Origin of the sequence: Dickeya lacustris (assembly GCF_029635795.1) — a bacterium.
In the GTDB taxonomy this organism is placed as follows: Bacteria; Pseudomonadota; Gammaproteobacteria; order Enterobacterales; family Enterobacteriaceae; genus Dickeya; species Dickeya lacustris.
In genome coordinates, this window is sequence record NZ_CP114280.1 from 1,343,926 (window position 1) to 1,365,806 (window position 21,881).

General features: G+C 45.9%; 20 protein-coding genes, 3 pseudogenes and 1 riboswitch. Of the genes and pseudogenes, 17 read left to right on the forward strand and 6 right to left on the reverse strand.

Annotation, left to right across the window (positions count from 1 at the left end; translation table 11 throughout):
- Nucleotides 1–36: 36 nt before the first annotated feature.
- A complete protein-coding gene (locus O1Q98_RS05985; protein ID WP_164513020.1) occupies nt 37–225 on the reverse strand; it encodes a hypothetical protein in 189 nt (62 codons plus the stop codon).
- 454 nt (nt 226–679) lie between these two features.
- Between O1Q98_RS05985 and O1Q98_RS05990 the strand changes: the two genes are divergently transcribed.
- The 8 genes from O1Q98_RS05990 to O1Q98_RS06025 all read left to right on the forward strand — a co-directional run bounded on the left by O1Q98_RS05990 (nt 680) and on the right by O1Q98_RS06025 (nt 9,608).
- A complete protein-coding gene (locus tag O1Q98_RS05990) occupies nt 680–1,912 on the forward strand; it encodes an aminotransferase class I/II-fold pyridoxal phosphate-dependent enzyme (RefSeq protein WP_125260284.1) in 1,233 nt (410 codons plus the stop codon).
- The gene (locus O1Q98_RS05995; RefSeq protein WP_125260283.1) at nt 1,906–2,865 is read left to right on the forward strand and encodes a methyltransferase; all 960 of its coding nucleotides are present in this window, start codon (nt 1,906–1,908) and stop codon (nt 2,863–2,865) included. Before O1Q98_RS05990 ends, O1Q98_RS05995 begins: the two co-directional genes overlap by 7 nt.
- Nucleotides 2,862–3,824 carry an ATP-grasp domain-containing protein gene (locus tag O1Q98_RS06000; protein ID WP_125260282.1) on the forward strand — a complete coding sequence of 321 codons (963 nt, stop codon included), beginning with the start codon at nt 2,862–2,864 and terminating at the stop codon, nt 3,822–3,824. The genes O1Q98_RS05995 and O1Q98_RS06000 overlap by 4 nt, the downstream gene beginning before the upstream one ends.
- Entirely contained in the window at nt 3,817–4,986 is a 1,170-nt protein-coding gene (locus O1Q98_RS06005; RefSeq protein ID WP_125260281.1) for an MFS transporter, read from the forward strand. Before O1Q98_RS06000 ends, O1Q98_RS06005 begins: the two co-directional genes overlap by 8 nt.
- Nucleotides 4,974–6,044 carry a phenylacetate--CoA ligase family protein gene (locus tag O1Q98_RS06010; protein ID WP_125260280.1) on the forward strand — a complete coding sequence of 357 codons (1,071 nt, stop codon included), beginning with the start codon at nt 4,974–4,976 and terminating at the stop codon, nt 6,042–6,044. Before O1Q98_RS06005 ends, O1Q98_RS06010 begins: the two co-directional genes overlap by 13 nt.
- Before the next feature lie 686 nt (nt 6,045–6,730).
- Nucleotides 6,731–8,230 carry an alginate lyase family protein gene (locus O1Q98_RS06015; RefSeq protein WP_240632813.1) on the forward strand — a complete coding sequence of 500 codons (1,500 nt, stop codon included), beginning with the start codon at nt 6,731–6,733 and terminating at the stop codon, nt 8,228–8,230.
- 120 nt (nt 8,231–8,350) lie between these two features.
- Nucleotides 8,351–9,118: a DUF3750 domain-containing protein gene (locus O1Q98_RS06020; RefSeq protein WP_125260278.1), complete on the forward strand. Its 768-nt coding sequence runs from the start codon at nt 8,351–8,353 to the stop codon at nt 9,116–9,118.
- 58 nt (nt 9,119–9,176) lie between these two features.
- Nucleotides 9,177–9,608: a hypothetical protein gene (locus O1Q98_RS06025; protein ID WP_278143204.1), complete on the forward strand. Its 432-nt coding sequence runs from the start codon at nt 9,177–9,179 to the stop codon at nt 9,606–9,608.
- Between the two features lie 295 nt (nt 9,609–9,903).
- Here O1Q98_RS06025 and O1Q98_RS06030 read toward each other — a convergent pair.
- Nucleotides 9,904–11,012, reverse strand: a pseudogene (locus tag O1Q98_RS06030) (IS3-like element ISKpn20 family transposase).
- A 163-nt stretch (nt 11,013–11,175) separates the two neighbouring features.
- Between O1Q98_RS06030 and O1Q98_RS06035 the strand changes: the two are divergent.
- A pseudogene (locus O1Q98_RS06035) lies at nt 11,176–11,310 on the forward strand (integrase core domain-containing protein); the annotation flags it as partial.
- Between the two features lie 132 nt (nt 11,311–11,442).
- On the opposite strand, the gene O1Q98_RS06040 reads toward O1Q98_RS06035, so the two are convergent.
- Nucleotides 11,443–12,312, reverse strand: a complete 870-nt coding sequence (locus tag O1Q98_RS06040; protein ID WP_125260270.1) for a hypothetical protein — start codon at nt 12,310–12,312, stop codon at nt 11,443–11,445.
- Nucleotides 12,313–12,398: 86 nt separating this feature from the next.
- Nucleotides 12,399–12,869: a hypothetical protein gene (locus tag O1Q98_RS06045; RefSeq protein WP_125260269.1), complete on the reverse strand. Its 471-nt coding sequence runs from the start codon at nt 12,867–12,869 to the stop codon at nt 12,399–12,401.
- A 588-nt stretch (nt 12,870–13,457) separates the two neighbouring features.
- Between O1Q98_RS06045 and O1Q98_RS19770 the strand changes: the two are divergent.
- The 8 genes and pseudogenes from O1Q98_RS19770 to psiE form a co-directional block, all read left to right on the forward strand.
- Nucleotides 13,458–13,607 (forward strand): annotated as a pseudogene (locus O1Q98_RS19770) (transposase); the annotation flags it as partial.
- A gap of 356 nt (nt 13,608–13,963) precedes the next feature.
- Nucleotides 13,964–14,686, forward strand: coding sequence for a DUF969 domain-containing protein (locus tag O1Q98_RS06055; RefSeq protein WP_125260268.1), 723 nt, complete (start codon nt 13,964–13,966; stop codon nt 14,684–14,686).
- Nucleotides 14,683–15,669, forward strand: coding sequence for a DUF979 domain-containing protein (locus tag O1Q98_RS06060; protein ID WP_125260267.1), 987 nt, complete (start codon nt 14,683–14,685; stop codon nt 15,667–15,669). The genes O1Q98_RS06055 and O1Q98_RS06060 overlap by 4 nt, the downstream gene beginning before the upstream one ends.
- A gap of 92 nt (nt 15,670–15,761) precedes the next feature.
- The gene (locus O1Q98_RS06065) at nt 15,762–16,781 is read left to right on the forward strand and encodes a DUF2891 domain-containing protein (protein ID WP_125260266.1); all 1,020 of its coding nucleotides are present in this window, start codon (nt 15,762–15,764) and stop codon (nt 16,779–16,781) included.
- 165 nt (nt 16,782–16,946) lie between these two features.
- Nucleotides 16,947–17,426: a VOC family protein gene (locus O1Q98_RS06070; RefSeq protein ID WP_125260265.1), complete on the forward strand. Its 480-nt coding sequence runs from the start codon at nt 16,947–16,949 to the stop codon at nt 17,424–17,426.
- A 77-nt stretch (nt 17,427–17,503) separates the two neighbouring features.
- Nucleotides 17,504–17,607, forward strand: a riboswitch (TPP riboswitch).
- Between the two features lie 35 nt (nt 17,608–17,642).
- The gene (locus O1Q98_RS06075) at nt 17,643–17,771 is read left to right on the forward strand and encodes a hypothetical protein (protein ID WP_269975704.1); all 129 of its coding nucleotides are present in this window, start codon (nt 17,643–17,645) and stop codon (nt 17,769–17,771) included.
- The gene (thiD, locus tag O1Q98_RS06080; protein WP_125260276.1) at nt 17,771–18,574 is read left to right on the forward strand and encodes a bifunctional hydroxymethylpyrimidine kinase/phosphomethylpyrimidine kinase; all 804 of its coding nucleotides are present in this window, start codon (nt 17,771–17,773) and stop codon (nt 18,572–18,574) included. The genes O1Q98_RS06075 and thiD overlap by 1 nt, the downstream gene beginning before the upstream one ends.
- A 229-nt stretch (nt 18,575–18,803) precedes the next feature.
- Nucleotides 18,804–19,211, forward strand: coding sequence for a phosphate-starvation-inducible protein PsiE (gene psiE, locus O1Q98_RS06085; RefSeq protein ID WP_125260264.1), 408 nt, complete (start codon nt 18,804–18,806; stop codon nt 19,209–19,211).
- Nucleotides 19,212–19,425: 214 nt separating this feature from the next.
- Here psiE and trhP read toward each other — a convergent pair whose 3' ends face one another.
- A complete protein-coding gene (gene trhP, locus O1Q98_RS06090; RefSeq protein ID WP_125260263.1) occupies nt 19,426–20,802 on the reverse strand; it encodes a prephenate-dependent tRNA uridine(34) hydroxylase TrhP in 1,377 nt (458 codons plus the stop codon).
- 231 nt (nt 20,803–21,033) lie between these two features.
- Nucleotides 21,034–21,765 carry an LbetaH domain-containing protein gene (locus O1Q98_RS06095; RefSeq protein ID WP_125260262.1) on the reverse strand — a complete coding sequence of 244 codons (732 nt, stop codon included), beginning with the start codon at nt 21,763–21,765 and terminating at the stop codon, nt 21,034–21,036.
- Nucleotides 21,766–21,881: the final 116 nt, after the last annotated feature.

A 21,881-nucleotide genomic window follows, 5' to 3' on the forward strand; every position in this document is an offset into this window, starting at 1 on the left:
TAGCGATCAGATCCGCCAAACACTTAAAAGTTCGATTTATTCAACAAAGCCTTCAATAATATAACGTGCTTTATACTGCGTGACATTACACATGCACCATTTATCCTGACTGGTTTTTTCATTCGACCTGAGGGGAATAACTGCTTTTGTTCCTTTTTTAAATAGTACGCCATGATAACTGCTTTTATAGCGGGACTTTTTGGCTTTCGCAGTGAATTTCAGCATACGGACATGATTTCCTCCAGTGCGAATAGGTTCAGGGGCCGCTGTACCCAGGCATTATCAGGGCCGTCGTAACCGGTCACACCAAAGCCTTTTTGAGTTCAAATAGTACCGGATTATATAAATATAATTGCAATATATAAATTAACGCTACATTAACCAATGATCAATAATTTTAAAATATTAATACAATAGAGTTATATTATATCTTAACTCCAATAATTATATTTATTTTTATATCGTTATCACACTGATAATATAAAAATAAATGAATAGCACTATATTAATTTTTTTAATAAAAATATTGTGATTAACAATGCAATCGTTTGCTATTGAGTTTTTTTATTAATTAAATATAATGTCTATTGCGTCCTCACATAAAATTAATTTTCATTGGTGTATGTTTTTATTGTGAGTGTTTTAATTATTATAATATTAATGGAATGAGAGAGTTTTCATGGATTCACGAAATTGGTTGTCAGATCGCATACAGTCAAGTCGGCCCCACCAAGAGCAGATATGGAAGAGAGAAATAAATGATCTAACAATAACCTCACGGACAAAAGGCCGAGGAATTATTTGTGGTGAGGGTAAAGAATATGTGGATTTTATGTCATGTTCTTATCTGGGTTTAGAGCGTCACCCTGCATTAATCAATGCCGTAAAAGAATCTATAGATAAATTTGGAGTGCAATATGCAGCTGCGCGAACTCGTGCGAAATGTGATATTTTTGATATTCTTGAAGATAAATTAAATACACTATTTTGTAATTCACACACAGTTGTATTTAATTCAGTCGGTGCTGCTCATTTGGCGGTACTCCCCGTTCTTGGCTCAGGTGAGCTGCCTGGATATAGCATTAGTGAAAAAGGAATAAATTGGATCGTAGATAAAACAACACATGCGTCCATCCAAATACTTAGAGGTATTTTAGAACAGTTTGGTAGTTTTGAACGAGTTGATTTTTCTGATCAAGAGTTAATTCATAATGCATTAATAAAATGCAGGGCTGAAGGAAAAACCCCCATTCTCATTTCAGATTCTTTAGGATCAATGGGAGGGAGTAATAATGTTATTGAATTAACTCGATTAGCAAAGGAATTTGAGGGGTATTTCTATGTTGATGATGCGCATGGAACATCAATAATCGGTAGACATGGCTGTGGGTATACTTTGCATGAGTTAGGTGAGTTCAGTGACAACCTTATTTTGTTGTCGTCACTTTCAAAAGCGTTTGGCTCTCATGGCGGTGCTGCATCATTTTATAATTCACAAGCTGTCTCAGCCATAAAGAAATATGCTTTAAATTACATTTTTAGTGGCCCTCCTTCATTACCTGGTATTGCAGCATGTGTGGCTTCAGCAAATATACATCTTTCTCATGAAATTACCGAGCTACAAGCAACATTGAAAGAAAATATTCATATATTTGACAGTTCAGTGTCTAATGTAGAGGTGAAAGAGAAAATAAGCCCAATTCGCACAATTCATATCGGATGTGAGAATGAAGCTATCAATACATCTGCAAGTCTTCGGGCTCAGGGTTTCTTGGTTACAGCAGCGATGTACCCGACGGTAGCAAAATCACAAAGTATTATTCGGGTAGCTATTTCTGCTGCGCACTCAAAGGAAGAAATTATACGATTTTCAGATTCAGTTAATGCATTAATAAGTGATAGAAAATGCTAATAAAAATAATAACTGCTTATCGGCAATCTGTTGCACTACATACATTTGTTAAACTGAGGATTCCAATATTTCTAGGGAAAGCGAATTCGTTAACTCTGTATGAGTTATCGTCTCATGCTGAATTAGATAGCGATCGTCTTTCCCGTTTACTTGATATCATGATTGAATTTGGCATTGTGCGATTAAATGATTTTCGATATTCACTCAGTGAAGATGCTGCAACCCTGGCCGATGATAACAGTCTTGAGACATTGTGGATATTATGTGAGCTAGGTAGGGATTATTGGAGCATGTGGCCAGATTATCCCTCTTCTATCACTTCACATGCCTTAGTGCCAGCCTTTGAAAAAACACATGGAAGACCATTTTTTTCGCATCTTAGCTGTAATTCAGATTTAAAAAATACCTTTGATAAATTGATGGAAAAAATTACAGATGCCCTCTCTTCTGAAATCGTCGAATATATTGATTGCAATGAAACGTCTGAAGTTGTTGATGTTGGGGGCGGCAAAGGGATACTGATGAAGAAACTTCATCAGAAGTACAACCTAAAATCGGCAACTGTTCTTGATCTTTTTTCTGAAAATAGTAGAACTGAAGATGGTATAGAATATGTTAATGCCGATTTTTTTCAACGCATAGTCTGTGGTAAAGATATTTATATCTTAAAAAATATCATCCATGATTGGAACGATGAAAAAGCATTAAAAATCCTGAAAAATTGTCATCATGCCATGAATGATGATGCCAGATTGTTTGTAATTGAAATAATCAAAGAAAATGATAATTGTAAGGGGAAAACCTTGGATTTATTAATGGATGCCCTTTTTATGGGAAAAGAGCGTTTTTATCACGAATATGAAACTCTATCAGAATTAGCTGGTTTTATGATAGAAAAAACAATATCAACATCACTACCACCATCAATTATGGTATTGAGGAAGAGAAAATGATGAATTTATACTGGGTGGTTGCACGAGAGGAATATAGTAACGTTGATGAAATAGAGGGGTCTTATGCTCAATTTACCATTGAGTTGAAGAATCGAAGAATTGATTTTAGTTTTATCGCGCTGGAAGATTGTATTATTAACACCCTGCCAAACGGCGAAACAAATTTAATGTATAATGGTAATATTTTGGATGAGGTTAGATCTGCTTTCATTATTTCACAAGCTAATCTAAATACTCAGGGTAGAGCAATCGCATCAACACTGAGACATTATCTTCGTGCTAAAGGCCTATGCTTATTAAATGAGAGTATTGCAGGGATTGAAGCTCTTGAGTGGAATAAGGTCGCTCAAATGACATTAGCTTCAGTTCATGGTGCACCAATTCTTCCATTCACTATGCTTGGATATCATCGCCATGTCGTTCCGGCTATTCAACGTTTTACTTCTCACTACAGTGGCGAGTATATTTTTAAGCCTACAGGAACCGGTATGGGGTTTGGTGTTATTAAATCCTCCAATTTACAGCATGCGGTGAGTACCGGAAACTTAATCTCCACGTCTTCCGTTGAGTATTTCATGACGCCTTACCTTGCTGATGCCAGAGATGTCCGCTTTTTCTTTACTGCAACAAAACTGGCATTTGTAAAATTCCGTATCCCACGAGGAGATGGTTATATTGGTAATGTTGCCCTTGGTGGTGAGCAGTTAACGTTATCAGCGAATGAATTTATGGATGAATATGTTCATGAGCCATATTTTCAACAAATTCATCATTTATCAATAAAGATAGCTGAAATATCAGGATGTACTATGTTAGCTATAGATTGGTTAATGAATAAATCTGGGTTTTATTTTAATGAGATGTCCACAGCCGAAACCGGTCTAACAACACTTCCTGATGGTATAAGAAAAGAAGTTTTCGATCATTTAGCAAAAACAGTAAATAAATACTATGAATAATTTTAAGGTAAGCTATTTTATTTATTTGGCAGTTTTTTTTGCCGAATTCTCTTTCTTTTTTTCTCTTCCATTACTAGGGATATCCCCAGAGATAAGTGCTGCTAGTGTTGGTGTATGTCTGGCTGGTGCCATTATACTGGAAAGTGTACTAATGTTTGCCATTGCCGGGTACTTAGAACATTTGCCAAGGAAATTACTTATCTTCTCATCGCTTTTATTGAGGGCTATTGCATTCTTATCTCTCTATATATCTTTGTCGCTGATCTCATGGTTGCTATTTTTTTTATTTTTATCCATATCCAAGGCTATATCAAAACCTTTTTTTAGAGAGGTGCTTACAGAAAGTTTGCCTAGAGAGCATGTTAAAAAGGCAATGAATGTTTTTTCATTATTCCAGAATACAGCTGTTTTTGTTGCTCCTTCTTTAGCTTCTTTTTCAGATAAATATAACTTCATGAATGAAATTATATTAACAGTTATTCTATGCAGTGTAATTATGGCGATATTTGCACTCAACATTACGTACCCACCCCTGGCGAGTAATAAGAAACCGGTATCAAGATCTCCACTGGTTGGTCTTTTTTACGCATTCCGTGGTAATATGGCTAAAGCCGTGCAGAGTATCTTGCTTGCATCCTTCTTTTGCTTTGTTATTATGGGGGTGTTTATAACGTCCACGACACTTATTGGCAAGGTAATACCAGATCTTAAAGAATACTCTGGAGTTTTTTTCTCAATTGTTGGTATCACTATCTGCCTTTGGCAGGCCATTTTTTCAAAGTTTAAGCCATTGAATGACTACTGGATTTCAAACATTATTATAATATGTGGGGCTTTATCTTCTATTTATCTACTGGGCTCTCTCTATACAGCAGTTATTGCTTTGATTGCTTACAGCATTTATGAGTCTATAGTTATTCCTGAGATTTATGTTACGGCTTCAGGTATTAACTCGGATATCCCTTCTGGCGTAATGTTTAGTTATATAGTTATCTTGTCAAATGCGGGTTCAGCTTTTGGGTCATGGATCACTGGGCTTGCCATTGAAAATATATCAGAGTATGCCTCTGAATTTATATTTTTCGTGGTTTTTTGTTCATCGGTTACTTCATTGTTTTTCATCAAAATAGCCAGCAAAAAGGAAGCGCAATGTCAGTCATAGTATTTGCTACTGGTGGGACTACCGAAAATTCTCGAATTGTCGAACACCCTTGGGATAATTATCAGTTTGTTACCAGCACGGCGGCTAAAGCTTTATCACCTTTGTTTAGGGATCTATCTGTTTCTTCTGTAGCTAACTGTTTGGGGGCGGGTAATCTTTGGGGCGGTTTTCTTTTTGCGCATGAGATTTGTCGCTTACTTCAGGTGAAATATTATCCTTTTGCATCTATTGTTGACATTGATTCTCTATGTGAGTCAATAGATAGATTTTCTATTGATACAATAATTTGCCTCCCGAGTTTTTTTGAACGTATTTTATATTCTGACAATAGAAATCAACTTTCCTCCTTGAGAAATATCTTCTATCTTGGGGAAATGTTTTCTGATTCATTGGTTGATAAAGTTCATACCTTTCTGCCAAAGGCTTGTATTAAGCCTCTTGCTTACACATCTCAGGAAACTGGCCCTATAGGATTTCAGTGTTCATCATTATCTGGTAATGAATACCATATTTATGAACATGTTGAGTTATCTCGTAACCCTTCTAACCGTGAACTTAGTGTTACTGTACGTTATCCAGGACAAAATCATTTATATGATCATAACATGAGTGATGTTGGAGAGCTTGAGCAGGATATCTTATGTTCTTGTGGCTACAGAGGGAATATTTTGCATTTACATGGCCGAGTGCCTACATCCAGAAATATTCTCGGAACATCTATTTCTATCTTTGAATTTGTCCGAGTTCTTGCGGCTGTCTCGGGTGAGCAAGTAACGGAAGACGATTTGCAACTTATCGAAATATACAGTGAAAGGAAGGATATGAGCCTGGTGCTGATGATTTCCAATAGCCTGGAGATCTTGCCGAGCCATCTTTATGAGTCACTAAATTCATCACCTCTGATAAAAGAGTTGATTGGTAAATCTGTTTATTTTGATGTTGTTATTACAGACAGGAACCATTTTTTAAAATCTGAAGTGACGCAAAAGATAAAAAAATTTATCCTATCAAATAGTATTCCTGATATTGAAGGGGCTGTGAAAATATCGATTAAATAATTGATGGTATCGATTTTTATTGTGGAATGGTTTTTGAATGTCATTTTTATTATTTTACTGTGGTGTGTAGCATATTGATTATCTGGCGGTGTGGCAGCAGTCCATCAGTTAAAATAAACGTATTAAAGAGAGATTCAATGGCTTGATTTTGTGGCATAGCCGTTTAAAGCCATGCCGACCACCAGCCAGATAACGTTGCCAATACCGGAGCACCTCAGCACTATCGGTTTTTCGGGGGCGTTACCCTGCGATAATGATATGATTTTGAGGCATATCGCTCATAAATGATTCCTGATAGATTGGGTATAGTGTCGTTACGTTATTTGCATTTTATACATGTGTTGCTTTCGCTCTGTAGCTATGACTAATATCAGAATAGGTATAGGCGCGTTAAAAATCAGCCTGTGATGTTTTATTCTGTAGCAGGGGGGGAGCAATATCCTTCATAAATAGAAAGGAAGCAATTATGGAAAGGAAAAAACGATGAAAAGGAGAAAAGTATGAAAAGGAAAAAATGTATGAATGTATCGTTATATAAAACAGTATGGCAGGAGGTTTCAACCTTCATCGTGGTGGTGATATGCCTGATGGGGGCGGTATTCAGTTATGCGGTAACGAATGATTCAACTTTCCTGCACCCCGGTATGCTGTATACGTCTGCCGATCTCAATAAAATGAGCGCAGGCGTGAATAATAAAAAAGACCCTTGGTTTCGGGATTGGAAGATATTACAAACGCATTATCTGGCCGGGGCCGGCTATTCGGTTACACCGAAGAGTGTGGTGTACAGGAATGACCCTGTTTATGGCAGCTCAGGGAACGGTGAATTACAAACCAGTGCTTCGGCGGCATTATTTCTCGCCATTGAGTGGTCAATCACACGAGACCCGGCTTATGCCAGCGCAGCAATTAAAATCCTTAATGGCTGGTCTTCGACTTTACAGTCTATTAAAGGAAACGATGCGCAGCTTGCAGCCAGTCTCTATGGCTATAAATTACTGAATGCGGCGGAAATTCTGCGTTATAGCGAGAGTGGTTGGGCGGCTGCGGATATTGAGCGCTTTAGTGCGATGATGACGACGGTATTTTACCCGCTCACCCGCACCTATGGTCAGGTCAATGGGGGATGGGCGAACGGTAACTGGGATGCCGCCGATACGGTATTTAATTTGAGTCTGGGCATTTGGTTAAATGATTCGGTTATTTATAATGATGCCGTGAATTATTTTAAAAACGGCGAGGGTAATGGTTCAGTCATTCATTATGTCCAGAATGATAGCGGCCAGTTACAGGAAAGTGGCCGCGACCAGGCTCATGCCCAAGGCGGCCTGGGGTTATTGATTATGGCTGCTCAGATGGGTTATAACCAGCGTCAATATCAGCAAACAGGCGCAGATCTGGTGAGTTATCCCGATAATAGTTATCCTCTGGTGAAGGCCGCTGAATATATTGCTAAATATAATCTTGGCTATGATGTTCCTTATACCCCGATTCCAGGAAAAGGATATACGCTTGATGATATGCGCAGAGGTTATTCATGGATACCCGGGGTGACGGTGTCTTCGCGTTTTCGTGGTGAATTCCGTCCCATTTATCAGGGTATCCTGAATTTATTTACGGCAGCAGGCGTTGATAAAGAGAAACTTTCTTATACCCGAGAGGTGATCGGCAGAATGCCAATAGGGAAGTTTTATTTTGATCATCCGTCTTATGAGGGCGTGCTGGCAGGCAATACACTTGCGGTATCAAATAACATGTATGTTGTGCTGCAATCGGTAAAGAAATATATCAATGCAGATAACAGTGGCGCACTGGTATCTGTAATAAATACGTCCTCTCCTGCGGTTGTCAATGGGATAAGCCCATCGGTGACAAATGGTTTTCAGGCTGTATATCTGGCAAAAAATAGATTTGCTTTTCGTTCGATGCAAACCGGGAAATATCTGTCAGTCGCGGCTGACGGCACGGTACTGGCAACGGCAGATGCGGTAACAAACAGTGAGTCATTTGCCTATAACGACTCGGGAAATGGCAGCGGCACATTGCAGGCGCTGTCTAATGGACGTTATATTGTCATGAATGCCGAGACATATCAGGTTTCCGCAACGGCAACCAGCGTGAATGATGATAGCGTCCGCTGGACAATTCTCTACCCTAACCCAACAGAGCTGGGCGTCATCAATTAATGCCTGAGAGACGAGCCATCGCGTTATGGCTCGTATCACGGTGTTGTGGCTGGGATAGCATCATAAAAATCAAAGAGATGATTATCTCTTCTCACGATAATCATGGAGTGACCCGCATCGATGAAATTCCTCAAGGTGGCCGGCCTGATGATGAGCGGCGTATTGATCTTTTCATTTGGTCAAAGTGTGATACGCGCGGCACACAGCGCAGAGCAAATGGGCGGGAAGGATTATTTGTCTGCACGGCGTGATTCAGCCAAACTGGCTCCTGACCCGGTTGCCAACAGCCAGACGGCCATCGTGCAGGTGTATACCGCCGCCACCTATGGCTGGCGCGGCCTGGTGGCGGTGCATCCGTGGATTATCATCAAAAAAGCCGGTGAGACGCAGTATCAGCGTTATGAAGTCATCGCCTGGGGCGAAGGCGATGTGGTGCGCCGTAATTCTACGCCCGTGCCTGATGGCTACTGGTTCGGCTCGCTGCCCCATGTTCTGGTTACTCACCGGGGCAAGGCGGCTGAGGCCATGATCCCGAAAATTGAACAAGCGGTGAAAAGTTACCCCTGGCCGCATACCTACCATGCTTGGCCTGGGCCTAACAGCAACACGTTTATGGCGCATATTGGCCGCGAAGTACCGGAGTTGCAGTTGGATTTGCCGGCTAATGCGATTGGCAAAGATTTCCGCGCGCTAACGAACCCGGTCGGGCTCTCTTCATCTGGCAAAGGCGTACAGGTGTCATTATTGGGGATGCTCGGCTTTAATCTCGGCCTGGAAGAAGGGGTTGAGGTCAATGTGTTGGGGGTGAACCTTGGCGTAGACTTAAACCCTCCGGCATTGCGTTTGCCGTTTATTGGCCGCCTCGGGTACAGCGCAGTGGATGAGTAGGGCGTCTACCCTGTGATGGTGGTTTAATCCGTTTTCTGGCCTGACGAGAGAACTGCTGATGTTGAAACAAAAAGCGTGTGTTATGGCGTTATCTTTACTGATGTGTTCACCGGTTTATGTCAGCGCGCAAGCGAAGCGCGTTGTTGGTTATCAGGGAATGAATGCCACAACCGATAGTATGGGCAATACAACTTATCGGGATCAAAACGGCAGGACGGTTGGGTCGGCATCGACGGATACGACCAGTGGAAACACCACCTACCGGAATGCTAACGGGTCTATTGTCGGGAGTGCTCACACCAGTAATAGTGGTGAAACGACATACCGAGACCCGAATGGTGGCATTGTGGGGTCTGCGTCAACGAGTGTGACGGGCAACACCACCTACCGTGACAGAAACGGCAAGATAATCGGGAGTGCCACCACGGACAGCAGCGGCAGAAAAACGTACCGTAATGCCAATGGCGCGACGGTAGATCATTTGCCGTAACGACCAGCATGCAGCCCGGCACGGTCGCCGGGTGATGAGGTTTATCGCCTGTTATCCTTTCTCGTTCTTTCCCCATCGATTGTTGCCGCCACCTGCGGCGTTTCTTTTATGCTGCGCGTGCTGTGTTCATTCCTTTCTCTCTAACGACGTGTGCCTGCCGTGAAGCCGGCATTTCTGAAGCCAGCTATGACAACCGGAAACAGTTTGCGATGAGCCTCCGCCAGGCATACAGGACGTTATCGTTGAGCAGGACGGTCTATTTTTATCCGCCCGATACCCGGTAATCCCCCCATTTTTAACCGGGCAGATAAGTAGAATCAGATAAGCGCTGAATATGCTGCATTGGTGTGAAGCCATTCAGTGCCATATTCGGTCGTTCGTGATTATAGAACCATTGCCATTGTGTGGCGTATTCCTGTAACTCACTCAGCGAATAAAACAGATAGTGCCCCAGCCAGTCATAACGCACTGTCCGGTTATAACGCTCAATATACGCATTCTGTTGTGGCTTCCCCGGCTGAATAAAATTGAGGATGATATTTTGTCGTTCAGCCCATACTATCAGAGTGTTACCTGCATATTCTGGTCCGTTGTCACATCGAATCGATGCCGGTTTCCCTTTCCATTCAATCAGTTGTTCGAGAGTTCTGACTACCCGACTGGCCGGAAGGGAAAAATCGACCTCTATTGCCAGGGCCTCGCGATTGAAATCATCAATAATATTCAGCAGACGAACGGAGCGACCATCTGACAACTGATCATGCATAAAATCCATTGACCAACTCTCGTTACTGCCAGTGGGGACCCTCAGTGGTTCCGGCTTTTCACGTTTCAACCGTTTTTTAGGTTTTATCCGCATATTCAGCGACAGTTCGCAGTAAATCCGGTAAATTCTCTTGTGGTTCCAGACAAAGCCTTTCACGTTGCGCAGATACAGGTAACACAGGCCGAAAGCCCCAGTTTCGCTGGCTGTCCGTGATGCGCACCAGCCAGTCAGCAATCCGTTGATTTTCCTGACTCAGTAAGCGCCTGTATCGGTAGCAACATTCGCTGACGACAAAGAGCTGACAGGCCAGACGGATACTGATCCCCGGTGTTCAACTGCATGCAGAGCCATCTGCTTCCGGTCTGATGGCTTCACCACTTTTTTGCCATCGCTTCCTGAATAATTTCGGCCTTCAGACGCTCTTCAGCATACATTTTTTTTAGTCGGCGATTTTCTTCTTCAAGCTCTTTCAGTCGGCTCATCAGTGCAGCATCCATCCCGCCAAACTTTGAGCGCCATTTATAAAAACTGGCACTGCTGATGCCATGCTCCCGGCACAGTTCAGGAACCGGCGTACCCGCCTCAGCCTGTTTGAGAATGGTGATGATCTGACTGTCAGTAAAACGTGATCGTTTCATAGAAATCCCCCTGCATTCAGGTTAGGAGAAAATTCTACTTATGCATGCACTGGTTTTTCGGGGGGATTACCACCCGGCGTGATGAGCCGGTGATTCAGGCGTTGACTGAGATGGCGGAGCGCTACCCACGATATGGTTTTAAGAAGCTGTTTCAGATGCTACGCGGACAGCGATACTGGATTTTTATCTGTTCAGAACATTGAATGAAGCACGGGAAATCACAGCGCGCTGGCTGATGGAAGACAACAGCGAGCGGCCTCATAAATCCCTGAATAACCTGATACCGGAGGAATACTAATACTGGCTGATAACTGAAGACCCTGAAACCTCAAAACGTGCATGGAACTAAAACGGGTGGGCTTACAGCAGCAGATTAGCGCTATCTTAGTTGAGTTCTTGGCATGTTGTTAGAAATCAGCATCGAGCACGGCTATTTTATACTATTCCAGATAGTGTTACCTGTCTTAAGAAGATCCAGCAGCATCATTGGAAGCCCCTGAACAGGATTTCCGTCGATCAGGCTAAATCCATTCTTTAACCCGGTTTCGGTGACGAAGAATACTCCATCGACATTTCGAAAGTCCGGTTCCTTAGAATGCAGCGTAATCTCGCTGGAGGTTTCAACAATAAAGTTTTGATTTCCAGTCTGTGCATAGACAGAGAATTTACCGGAGAAAGGCTGGCCTTCATTTACAGTACCCTGACCGAACGTGTTCACAACTTCTTCCAGGAATTCAAAATTTGTTCGATGATCGAACGAAAAGCCAGGATCGAGTACATAGCGTAAAAATCCCGAATCCAGCGATGTTTTAGCAATTCCATCACCGTTTAGTATGCGTGTGGCTGTTGCAGTATCCGTTTCGGTAAATTTAAACGTCTGCATGTGCCCACTGGTATCATATATTCCTCCGTTATTGACGTTGGCACTTACGCCCCCAAACATACGATAGTCACCCAGATCTCTCGCCAGAGCGTCCACATACCCCAGGTCTGTTCCTTGCTGTTGAGTCTGAGCGTACAGCTCGGACAACATACTGCGATCCTCATTGGTGAGGAAGTTAACAGAGGACATCTGCATCGTAGTTTCGGTTAATTGTGTCTGAACTGACGGGATGGTATCTGTACCACCAAATAAGCGAGACATCATCAGCCCTTTACCACTTATTTGGGTCTGTTTGGTCGATAATATCGCATCCTGTGCGCTATTTACCTGGGCAGACAAGGAGGGAACTGTTTTTTGGTCGTCGCCTGGTGCATTTTTCATCTGAGCATATGTCGCTGTGGATGTATTGATAATCATAATGGAAATTTTCCCTTGCCTGTTTTTAAAGGAAGCTTGAAATATCTCGCCACCGTCAATTAGAACGATGTGAATAATTAATCAGGTTAGTAAGCATATTCCCAGGTAATACTCTCTTTTTGTGATGGGTGTAGGTTCTCTCCGGGTTTTCCCGTGAGTTTGTGCTGAATTTGAATTCGTACGCCGTGATCAAAACGTAATTCATTGAATTGGGGGGTTGTTCCAGATATACCTTTAGGTACAACAATACATTTTGTTGGTGATGTCTGATAAGGCAAGTAATAACATATGTCGACACTTTCAGTATATGCAGTGGGATAGGACGTTACGCTATAAATTACCTGAGTCAGCTTCTTGGTTTTGCTCGACGTTCCAGAAGGAAACTTTGTTGCACTCGCATAAAACTGGTTCAATGCAGGGGTGCTTGAGCCATCAGAATAAACAAATCTTATTTGCGCTGCTTCTGTGCTACTGATACTGCCAGTGGTGGCCATCAAAGGAAACGCTGCTACACTTGCAGCAATTAGTAGGGACAAAGAAACGAATTCCTTCTGCATGATCTCTCCTGGATATCCTTATGTTTTTACTTATTACAGCTATTTTCTGCTCTCGACATCAGGATGTCAGTCTCTTGACTACCTTATTATGGGCCAATAAATGTTCAGTCATTGTGTCAGCAGATCTGGTACTTTGTTAACGGTTCCTGTATGACGATTTCCTTCCAGCCAGTGTATTACGGATCGGTTGGGTGCCCTATACGAATTCCGCATTCACTATCCATTATTAACGGAATAAGAAAAGTGAAATTTTATGTTTATAAAAAATAAGTCTAAAGATGAGCGTTAAAGTGTGTCGAACGTTGTTTGTCTATAACAATTCTGATTGTTCATGATATATATCATACACCTCTATAGTTCGACTGTTATTTTTTAATGGGTGTTTTTTAATAATATGATCACTGTGATTATTATTGTGATCATTTTTTGGTAATGCATCCAATTAATTGATTGTGATATATCATGCTCGCTTTTAAGGTTTTCTCATGGCCAGCGTTGATGTTTATTGTCCCTGTTGTCAGTCTAATCTGATCCTACCTATCATTATTGGACAGGCAACTAAGTGGGTAAACGCTCAAATAAGAGGTGATTACTCATGACAAAACCCGCATCACCAGCAAAACGGCCCGTAAACAGTACACACCCGAATTCCGCGATGAAGCCCTGAAACTCGCTGAACGCATCGGTGTCGCCGCCGCTAGCCGGTATGAATCCCAGCTCTGCAACTGGCGCAGGCGTCATTGTCAGATAAACCCACGTCAACAGTTCCGCCACATGTGTATGAGGCTGTTCGTAACGCATTCGCTGATGGCAAAACAGCGCTATGGTGCGCCGCGTCTTGCTGGTGAATTGCCGGAGTACATATCAGCCGGGAAAGAATACCGATGACGGTATTTGATGATATCGAGTGTGATGACTCGCTTCTCTCTAACGACGTGTGCCTGCCGTGGCCTGAGCAGGGCAGGGGCAACGTAACATATCGATACCGATTATTGCCGCGCTCGGCGACAAAGCCATTGACTCATTTTTTAACCTAATATATTCCTTAAAAGAATAAATAAAATGATTTATAGAATGAGATATAAGGAGATGTGATGGACAGCAGCACACTCGTCCCGCTGGTCGGGATACCGATAGTCGTGATTGGCTTCGCCCTGCGTTTTAACCCATTACTGGTGGTCGTGGTTGCTGGGTTAACCACAGGTATCGCCGTCGGTATGGATATTGGGGTTTTATTGGAAACGTTTGGCGAGAAGTTTCTAAACAGTCGTTCGCTGGCGACATTTATTTTGATTCTGCCGGTGATTGGGCTGCTTGAGTATTATGGCCTGAAGGAGCGCGCACAATCCTGGGTTGCGCGGATAGCAAGCGTTACCTCGGCTCGCATATTGATGGTCTATTTTTTAGTACGCGAAGGTACGGCGGCTCTGGGGTTGATGTCGCTTGGCGGCCATGCCCAGACGGTGCGCCCGCTGCTGGCACCGATGGCGGAAGGCGCGGCGCTGAACCAGTACGGTGAGCTGCCGGCGTACATTCGCGATAAAATCAAAGCGCATGCCGCTGCCTGTGACAATATTGCCGTTTTCTTCGGCGAGGACATTTTTATCGCTTTCGGCGCAGTGCTGCTGATTGATGCCTTCTTGCGCGAGAATGGCATCAGCGGTATTGAACCGCTGCATATCGGCCTGTGGGCAATTCCAACTGCGCTGGCCGCATTGGTTATTCACCTGTTTCGCCTCACCCGGCTTGATGCCAGCATTCGCCGTGACGTTGTCGCCTGGCAACAACAGGTGAAAAATGCGGGGACACAGCCATGAATACGTTATTAACCATCAACCGGGTGTATTACCTGATAGGGTTTATCGTCATGATTTTGGTGGTGATGACCCTGCGTGATAAGGGGAATCCGAAGCGTTATAGCACGGCGCTGTTCTGGTTTTTGTTTGGGGCGGTATTCCTGTTTGGCGATGTCATGATTGAGCTGTTGGGCAAATCGCTGGCTTATCGCAGTATCGGGGTGATGGTCATCGCCATTGCGTTATTAGCCGGTACCGGTCAGGTGGCCATGGGGCGGTATGACATGTCATCGGACGATGCGCGTCAGGCCAGCGCTTCCCGATTGAAAAACCGGTTGTTTTTACCCGCGCTGTTAATACCGGTGATAACGGTGACAGGGACTCTGTTACTGAAAGGCGTCGCCGTTGGCGGCAGTTACCTGCTGGACCAAAAACAGCTGACGCTGGCGGCGTTATGCCTTGCCTGCGTACTGGCGATACTGACCGGCTGGGGACTTACCAAAGGCTCGCCGCTCCACGCGATTCGCCAATCCCGACGACTGGTCGATACGATTGGCTGGGCGATTATTTTGCCGCAGATGCTCGCCATGTTGGGCGGCGTGTTTGTTGCTGCGAAAACAGGGGATGCCGTTGGTCATATTGTCAGCAAACTCGTCAACCCGGATAACCGCTTCATGCTGGTGGTGATTTATGGTCTTGGCATGGCGCTGTTTACCATGGTGATGGGGAATGCGTTTGCCGCCTTTCCGGTTATGAGCGCAGGTATTGCGTTGCCCTTTCTCATTGTGCAACAGCATGCTGACCCCGCGCCGTTACTGGCCATCGGCATGTATGCTGGTTACTGCGGCACGCTGATGACGCCGATGGCTGCCAACTTCAATATTGTGCCTGCCGCGTTGCTGGAACTGAAGGATAAATATCAGGTTATCAAGGTGCAGATCCCAACGGCGCTGGCGCTGTTGCTGGTCAATATCCTGCTGATGTACTGGCTGGCGTTTCGTTAATTGCGCTGGGCTCTGCCGTACCATGGCAGAGAACGGCGTTGCTCTGTTTCCGGCATTCCCCGGTGTATTGCGCCGGGTTGTAAGGAGTAACTATGCCACTGACTCTCTCGCAGGCCGAGGCGTTTGCCCGTATGCCATTACGGTATTTACGTCAGGAATATCCGAATCACATTATGCATTTGCTCAATAGCGATGACGATGCCACAACCCCACGGCAACTGCATCCGGTGTTTTATGGCTGCTTTGACTGGCACTCGGCGGTGCATGGCTACTGGCTATTGCTGCGTTGTCTGCGCCATTTTCCGTCACTGCCCTGCTATGACGACATCACCCGGCTATTTGATGAGCATTTCACCGTGCCGAATATGGCGGTGGAGCGGGCCTACTTTCACGCGCCGATGCGTTCGTCGTTTGAGCGGCCTTATGGTTATGCCTGGCTGTTGGCACTGGCGGGCGAATTAACATACTCGGCGCACCCGGCGGCGGCCCGCTGGCTCTCTTGCCTGCAACCGCTGGTTGATGACCTGCGTCAGCGGCTACTGGACTATCTCGATAAACTTACCTATCCGATTCGGGTCGGCACGCATTACAACACGGCGTTTGCATTGAGTTTGTCGCTTGAATATGCCAATGCGGTGGACGATAAGGCGTTGGCGCAATCCTTGCGTGATGCGGCTGTGCGTTATTACGCCTCGGATTACGACTATCCTGCACGCTATGAGCCCGCCGGTGATGACTATTTATCGGGGGCGTTGAGTGAGGCGTTGTTGATGAGCCAGGTGATGGGGACGGCATTCCCGGAGTGGTTTACGCGTTTTCTGCCCGATTTGTCAGACACCTCCACCTTGTTGCATCCAGCCCAATTGAGCGATCGTACCGACCCGAAAATCGCCCATCTGGATGGGTTAAACCTCAGCCGCGCCTGGTGCATGCAACGTATTGTCGGGCAATTGCCCTCATCCGATGCTCGCCGTGCGCTGTTGCTGGAGAGCGCCGGGCGACATCTGGCGGCGAGCATCAACCATGTGGTAGGTAGCCACTATAGCGGCGGGCACTGGCTGGCAAGCTTTGCGATGCTGGCGCTCGAACCGAGGCTAAATACGCCGGGTTAATTCAATAAAAAATCATTTTTCATGAATAAATAATCGTAATTTTTTCGATCTGGATCAGGATTTTCCTCCGTCAACCTGACTATGTTGAGTGTTAAGGAGTGGATCTGTTTCCTGTACTACGGTATCGGGCAGGGCATGACCACAGGCGTAGCCAGGAGAATAAGTATGCTTGAACAGTTGAGTATCCCGGTGTCTGATTTACGTCGCAGCCTGCATTTTTACCAACAGGCGCTACAACCGCTGGGGTATGAGCACGTTAAGGATATGAAATTTGCCGTCAGTTTTGCTTTGTTGAGCGGTGATGGTCTGGCTGCGAGTTCGGGCGTGACGTTTTGGCTATTTCAGGGCGAAGTGTGTCGGCCTGCGGCGCTGCATATTGCCTTTAGCGCGCCGTCAAAAGCGGCGGTGGATGCGTTTTTCAGCGCAGCCCTTGCTGCCGGAGGCGTAGAGAATGCGATATCCGGCAAGCCGGTGGCGAGCCATCCGGGTGAATATGCTGCTTTTGTGCGCGACCCGGATGGTTATACGGTGGCCGTGATGTGTCGCCCCGGCATGAGGGGAGAGCGTCGTTGTTGCCCGATGCGGTTTTCATGGCAAGGCGTTGATTATCCACCGCCTGCGTCCCCGCTGGTGCTGGTCTCTTGATATGGTGAGCCGTGTGACAGGGCGAGACATGGCGTTTTTTCATCTTGACCTTTGCCACCCGGCTTCCCAATAATGGCGTCGTTGACTCGGGGTGCCGTGCGCGTGCAACGCACACGGCTGAGAAATACCCGTATGACCTGAACTGGATAATGCCAGCGTAGGGAAGTCACGGTATCCCATTGGCTACCGCCTTCTGCCACGCCGGTTGGGAGGTTTATGCTCGCTCTGCCTGTCTTTCGCGCGCCAACGGCGCGTGCCTTTGCTCCTGTTGGTTTGCTACCGCCTGCGTTTTTCCGTCGTCGTCACGTTAATGTCGCCATCTCAACGGTGGAGGTGTGCCGATGATAACCCGTATTAATGCGCTCTCCATTGCCGGAACTGACCCGAGCGGCGGGGCGGGAATTCAGGCCGATTTGAAAACGTTTTCGGCGCTTTCGGCTTACGGCACGAGCGTTATCACGGCATTGGTGGCACAGAATACACGCGGCGTGCAGTCGGTTTATCGTATTGAACCTGCATTTGTGGCCGCGCAACTGGACTCCGTACTCAGTGATGTGCGTATCGACAGCGCCAAAATCGGTATGTTGTCGCACTGCGCGATAGTGGAGGTGGTTGCTCAGGCATTGCAGCGCTACCCATTGCCCTATGTGGTGCTCGATACGGTCATGCTGGCGAAAAGTGGCGACCCTCTGCTGACCGATGAGGCGATTGAGGCTCTGCGCCAGCTTTTGCTGCCACGGGTATCGCTGATTACGCCTAACTTGCCGGAGGCGGCAGCGCTGTTGCGCTGTCGGGTTGCACAGGACGAACAGGAGATGCGCCGTCAAGGTGAGGCGCTGTTGGCGATGGGCTGCCAGGCCGTGCTGATGAAAGGCGGTCATCTTAATCAACCTGATAGCCCAGACTGGCTGCTACTGCCACACGCCGAGCCGATAAGGGTCAGCGGTGTACGCGTGCATACCCGTCATACGCATGGCACCGGATGCACGCTCTCTGCGGCGCTGGCTGCATTGCGTCCTCGTCATGATGATTGGTTACAGACGCTCTCGGCGGCTAAAGGTTATCTGCAAGGCGCGCTTGAGCAGGCGGACTCGCTGGCTGTTGGGCAGGGCATTGGCCCGGTACACCATTTTCACCGCTGGTGGTAGGCGCTGTCTGAGATAGGAATGGTCTGGGATAGGAACCGTCTGAGATAAGAAAATTCGATATCGGTTGAGGAAGATTGCATAGACAGCCAGACACAGGCTGAGTAATTTGTGATCTTCATCATGTTATTGCCGCTGCTGTTGCTAAAGCACAGCGCATTGGCGGCTTTTCAATGTCGCAGGCCCCTGTTTTACGGGGCTGCTTTTGGCCATTACGGGGAGAGGGCGTTATATGGCAGGTTCTGCACGAGCAGTGATGGTAGCCAAGGGATTACAGACCATACTCAATGTCGGGTTGTTGGTGCTGGCGGTGATTCTGGTGGTTTTCCTTGGCAAGGAAACCTGGCATCTGGCAACGGTTTTGTTGGTCAGTAATGAGAAAGAATCGTCTTACATGCTGATTGAGAGCCTGGTGATTTATTTTCTCTATTTTGAATTTTTGGCGCTGATCGTGAAGTATTTTTTATCAGGCTATCACTTCCCGCTACGCTATTTTGTTTATATCGGCATTACGGCGATTGTGCGCCTGATTATTGTTGATCATAACAATCCGGCCGATACTTTCACCTATTCTGGGGCGATCCTGATTTTGGTTATCACGCTGTATCTGGTGAACAGTTCGCGCCTGAAACGGGAATAAAGCCGTTTGACACAAGCCGTTTGACACAAAGAAAAGGGCCAGCTCAAGGGAGATTGAGCTGGCCTAAGGAGGTGGTTCCTAATGTAGGACGATGTCACTACGCTTATTTTTTGTTCTGTATTTTCTCAGCGCTGAAATAGTAACCAGTTGGACGCGCGATTGATGTGACCAGATTCTAAAAAATGTCACATTACCTTCGTTTCTGTTACTTTTCTCATTTGGCATGCGGTTGTCGGGTGTTCGTTCCCGGCAAATTACGCAGTAATAACGCGTATTCCAGCGCGATGTCATCAGGCACCGGTAAATACACAATGTGGCCGTCTCCCGGGGCGACATCAACCGGTTGACCTTTTTTGTTCAGCAACGTTGTCACGGTAAACTGGATATTGCCGCCCGGTGTCATCATTTCCACGCTATCGCCGCAGGCAAACTTGTTTTTAACGGCGACTTCCGCCAGGCCGTCGCGACGCTGGCCGGTGAACTCACCCACAAACTGCTGACGATCGGAGACGGAGTAACCGTATTCGTAAGTCTGGTAGTCTTCATGGACGTGGCGGCGCAGGAAACCTTCGGTATAACCACGGTGCGCCAGCCCTTCCAGCGTCTGTAGCAGTGTCGGGTCAAACGGTTTGCCTGCCGCAGCATCATCGATAGCCTGACGATAAACCTGCGCTGTACGCGCACAGTAGTAGAACGATTTGGTGCGCCCCTCGATTTTCAGGGAGTGAACGCCCATTTTGGTTAACCGTTCGACGTGCTGAATCGCGCGCAGATCGCGAGAGTTCATGATGTAAGTGCCGTGTTCATCTTCAAACGCACTCATGTACTCGCCTGGTCGCTGGCTCTCTTCTAGCATGAACACTTTATCCGTCGGTGCGCCGATACCGAGTGTGGGCTGAACAGCGGTGCTCCCGACTTCTGTAATCGCGATAGGCTCATGAATATGGACGATATTGCCGGTATCATCCTCTTTGCCTTCCTGCACTTTATATTCCCACCGGCAGGCATTGGTGCAGGTGCCCTGGTTTGGATCGCGCTTGTTAATATAACCCGAGAGCAGGCAGCGCCCGGAATAGGCCATACACAGCGCGCCATGCACGAAAATTTCCAGTTCCATTTCCGGCACCTGAGCGCGGATTTCTTCAATCTCTTCAAGCGATAACTCACGCGAGAGAATCACCCGGCTTAATCCCATTTGCTGCCAGAATTTCACCGTCGCCCAGTTTACCGCATTAGCCTGCACCGACAGGTGAATTGGCATCTGTGGGAAGTTCTCACGTACCAGCATAATGAGCCCAGGATCAGACATGATGAGCGCATCGGGCTGCATATCGACAACAGGCTGTAAATCACGTAAGAAGGTTTTCAACTTGGCGTTATGAGGCGCGATGTTCACCACCACATAAAACTTTTTCCCCAGCGAATGCGCTTCACTGATGGCTTGCGCCAGTGTTTGATGGTTGAACTCGTTATTGCGTACTCGCAGGCTATAACGGGGCTGACCGGCATAAATTGCATCTGCGCCGTACGCAAAAGCGTAACGCATATTTTTTAACGTACCGGCCGGAGACAGTAATTCTGGTTTGAACATGGTTTCTCTCGAGTCTGATCACAGGTCAGGCTGCTCCCGCTCGGGAGCAGTTAAAGGCGGCAGATTCTAGCGCCAATGGCGGTAAAAATCAGCAGTCAGCAAGCGAAAAGTGCATAGAAAAAGTGTGGGTGTTGAGGCTGGCGTAAGCGTTGAGGCTGGTATAGGTGTTGAAGCAGGCGTAACAGGTGCTGGCCTTGATGGTGTAGGGGCCAGCACGCATGTGGCGAGAGATTATTTGGGCGTTGCGTGTGTGGCTAACCAGCGCTGTTTTTCCTCTTTGAGCTCGCAGATAACATCAAGGCTTTTTGCCTCATCATCAGTAAGATCGACTAAAAAAAACTGCATATGCTGTTTTATCCACCCAAATAATTCAGGCATATCCCACCAGGCGAGATCTAATAACGCTTCACGAATTTTTTCTGAAAAACGAAAGCGAATGAGTTTTGCCGGTGTCCCTGCATAAATACCGTAGGCTTCACTTCTGAAGTTTGGCGGCAGTAACGAGCGAGCGCCAATAACGCATCCATTTTCAATAATGCCGCCGCCCAACATCATCGTTTCATCACCGATCCAGACGTCATTTTTAACAATCGAGTCTTGATATTGGGGTTGTAACGGGTTTTGGAGCTCTTCACTAAACAGAGAAAACATGGCTGTCGAGATGGTTCGCATTTCATGCTGCCCGTTTAAAATGAACTTTAACCGGCAGCCTCCCGCAACAAACCTGCCAATTCTTAAGTTTTGAGCGCCTGAATCATATTTCACTACTGAACCGACCCCTACTCCAGAGCCTTTACCTATGTGAAATAAACCAATATCAGATTGCTCTCCAAGCCAGTTTTGGAAGAAGTCATGTGGAATTGAGCTAAAAAAACCATCACTGTATCTTATGACTTTCAAATGTTTAGCAAGTGCACAGGTTGTGTCAAACCCCAGGCAATCATCATCAGTTGAAATATTCATCATCTTCCTTTGAATAAATTCTTGGTTTGGTGGCGCAATTTTTTCTAATAAATTGAAATAATAATAAGCGATAGATTAACAAAAAGTCATCACTTTCGAGCCACCGCCGAGCGGCT

Bases quoted from the DNA above. Each gene is read 5' to 3' on its own strand.
- O1Q98_RS06040 (WP_125260270.1), bottom strand. From the start codon at position 12,312: ATGATTATCAATACATCCACAGCGACATATGCTCAGATGAAAAATGCA.
- O1Q98_RS06020 (WP_125260278.1), top strand. From the start codon at position 8,351: ATGAAATTCCTCAAGGTGGCCGGCCTGATGATGAGCGGCGTATTGATC.
- O1Q98_RS06010 (WP_125260280.1), top strand. From the start codon at position 4,974: ATGTCAGTCATAGTATTTGCTACTGGTGGGACTACCGAAAATTCTCGA.
- O1Q98_RS06000 (WP_125260282.1), top strand. From the start codon at position 2,862: ATGATGAATTTATACTGGGTGGTTGCACGAGAGGAATATAGTAACGTT.
- O1Q98_RS06005 (WP_125260281.1), top strand. From the start codon at position 3,817: ATGAATAATTTTAAGGTAAGCTATTTTATTTATTTGGCAGTTTTTTTT.
- O1Q98_RS06075 (WP_269975704.1), top strand. From the start codon at position 17,643: ATGCTCGCTCTGCCTGTCTTTCGCGCGCCAACGGCGCGTGCCTTTGCT.
- O1Q98_RS05990 (WP_125260284.1), top strand. From the start codon at position 680: ATGGATTCACGAAATTGGTTGTCAGATCGCATACAGTCAAGTCGGCCC.
- O1Q98_RS05985 (WP_164513020.1), bottom strand. From the start codon at position 225: ATGCTGAAATTCACTGCGAAAGCCAAAAAGTCCCGCTATAAAAGCAGT.
- O1Q98_RS06025 (WP_278143204.1), top strand. From the start codon at position 9,177: ATGTTGAAACAAAAAGCGTGTGTTATGGCGTTATCTTTACTGATGTGT.
- O1Q98_RS06070 (WP_125260265.1), top strand. From the start codon at position 16,947: ATGCTTGAACAGTTGAGTATCCCGGTGTCTGATTTACGTCGCAGCCTG.
- O1Q98_RS06095 (WP_125260262.1), bottom strand. From the start codon at position 21,765: ATGAATATTTCAACTGATGATGATTGCCTGGGGTTTGACACAACCTGT.
- O1Q98_RS05995 (WP_125260283.1), top strand. From the start codon at position 1,906: ATGCTAATAAAAATAATAACTGCTTATCGGCAATCTGTTGCACTACAT.
- O1Q98_RS06045 (WP_125260269.1), bottom strand. From the start codon at position 12,869: ATGCAGAAGGAATTCGTTTCTTTGTCCCTACTAATTGCTGCAAGTGTA.
- psiE (WP_125260264.1), top strand. From the start codon at position 18,804: ATGGCAGGTTCTGCACGAGCAGTGATGGTAGCCAAGGGATTACAGACC.
- trhP (WP_125260263.1), bottom strand. From the start codon at position 20,802: ATGTTCAAACCAGAATTACTGTCTCCGGCCGGTACGTTAAAAAATATG.
- O1Q98_RS06055 (WP_125260268.1), top strand. From the start codon at position 13,964: ATGGACAGCAGCACACTCGTCCCGCTGGTCGGGATACCGATAGTCGTG.
- O1Q98_RS06065 (WP_125260266.1), top strand. From the start codon at position 15,762: ATGCCACTGACTCTCTCGCAGGCCGAGGCGTTTGCCCGTATGCCATTA.
- O1Q98_RS06060 (WP_125260267.1), top strand. From the start codon at position 14,683: ATGAATACGTTATTAACCATCAACCGGGTGTATTACCTGATAGGGTTT.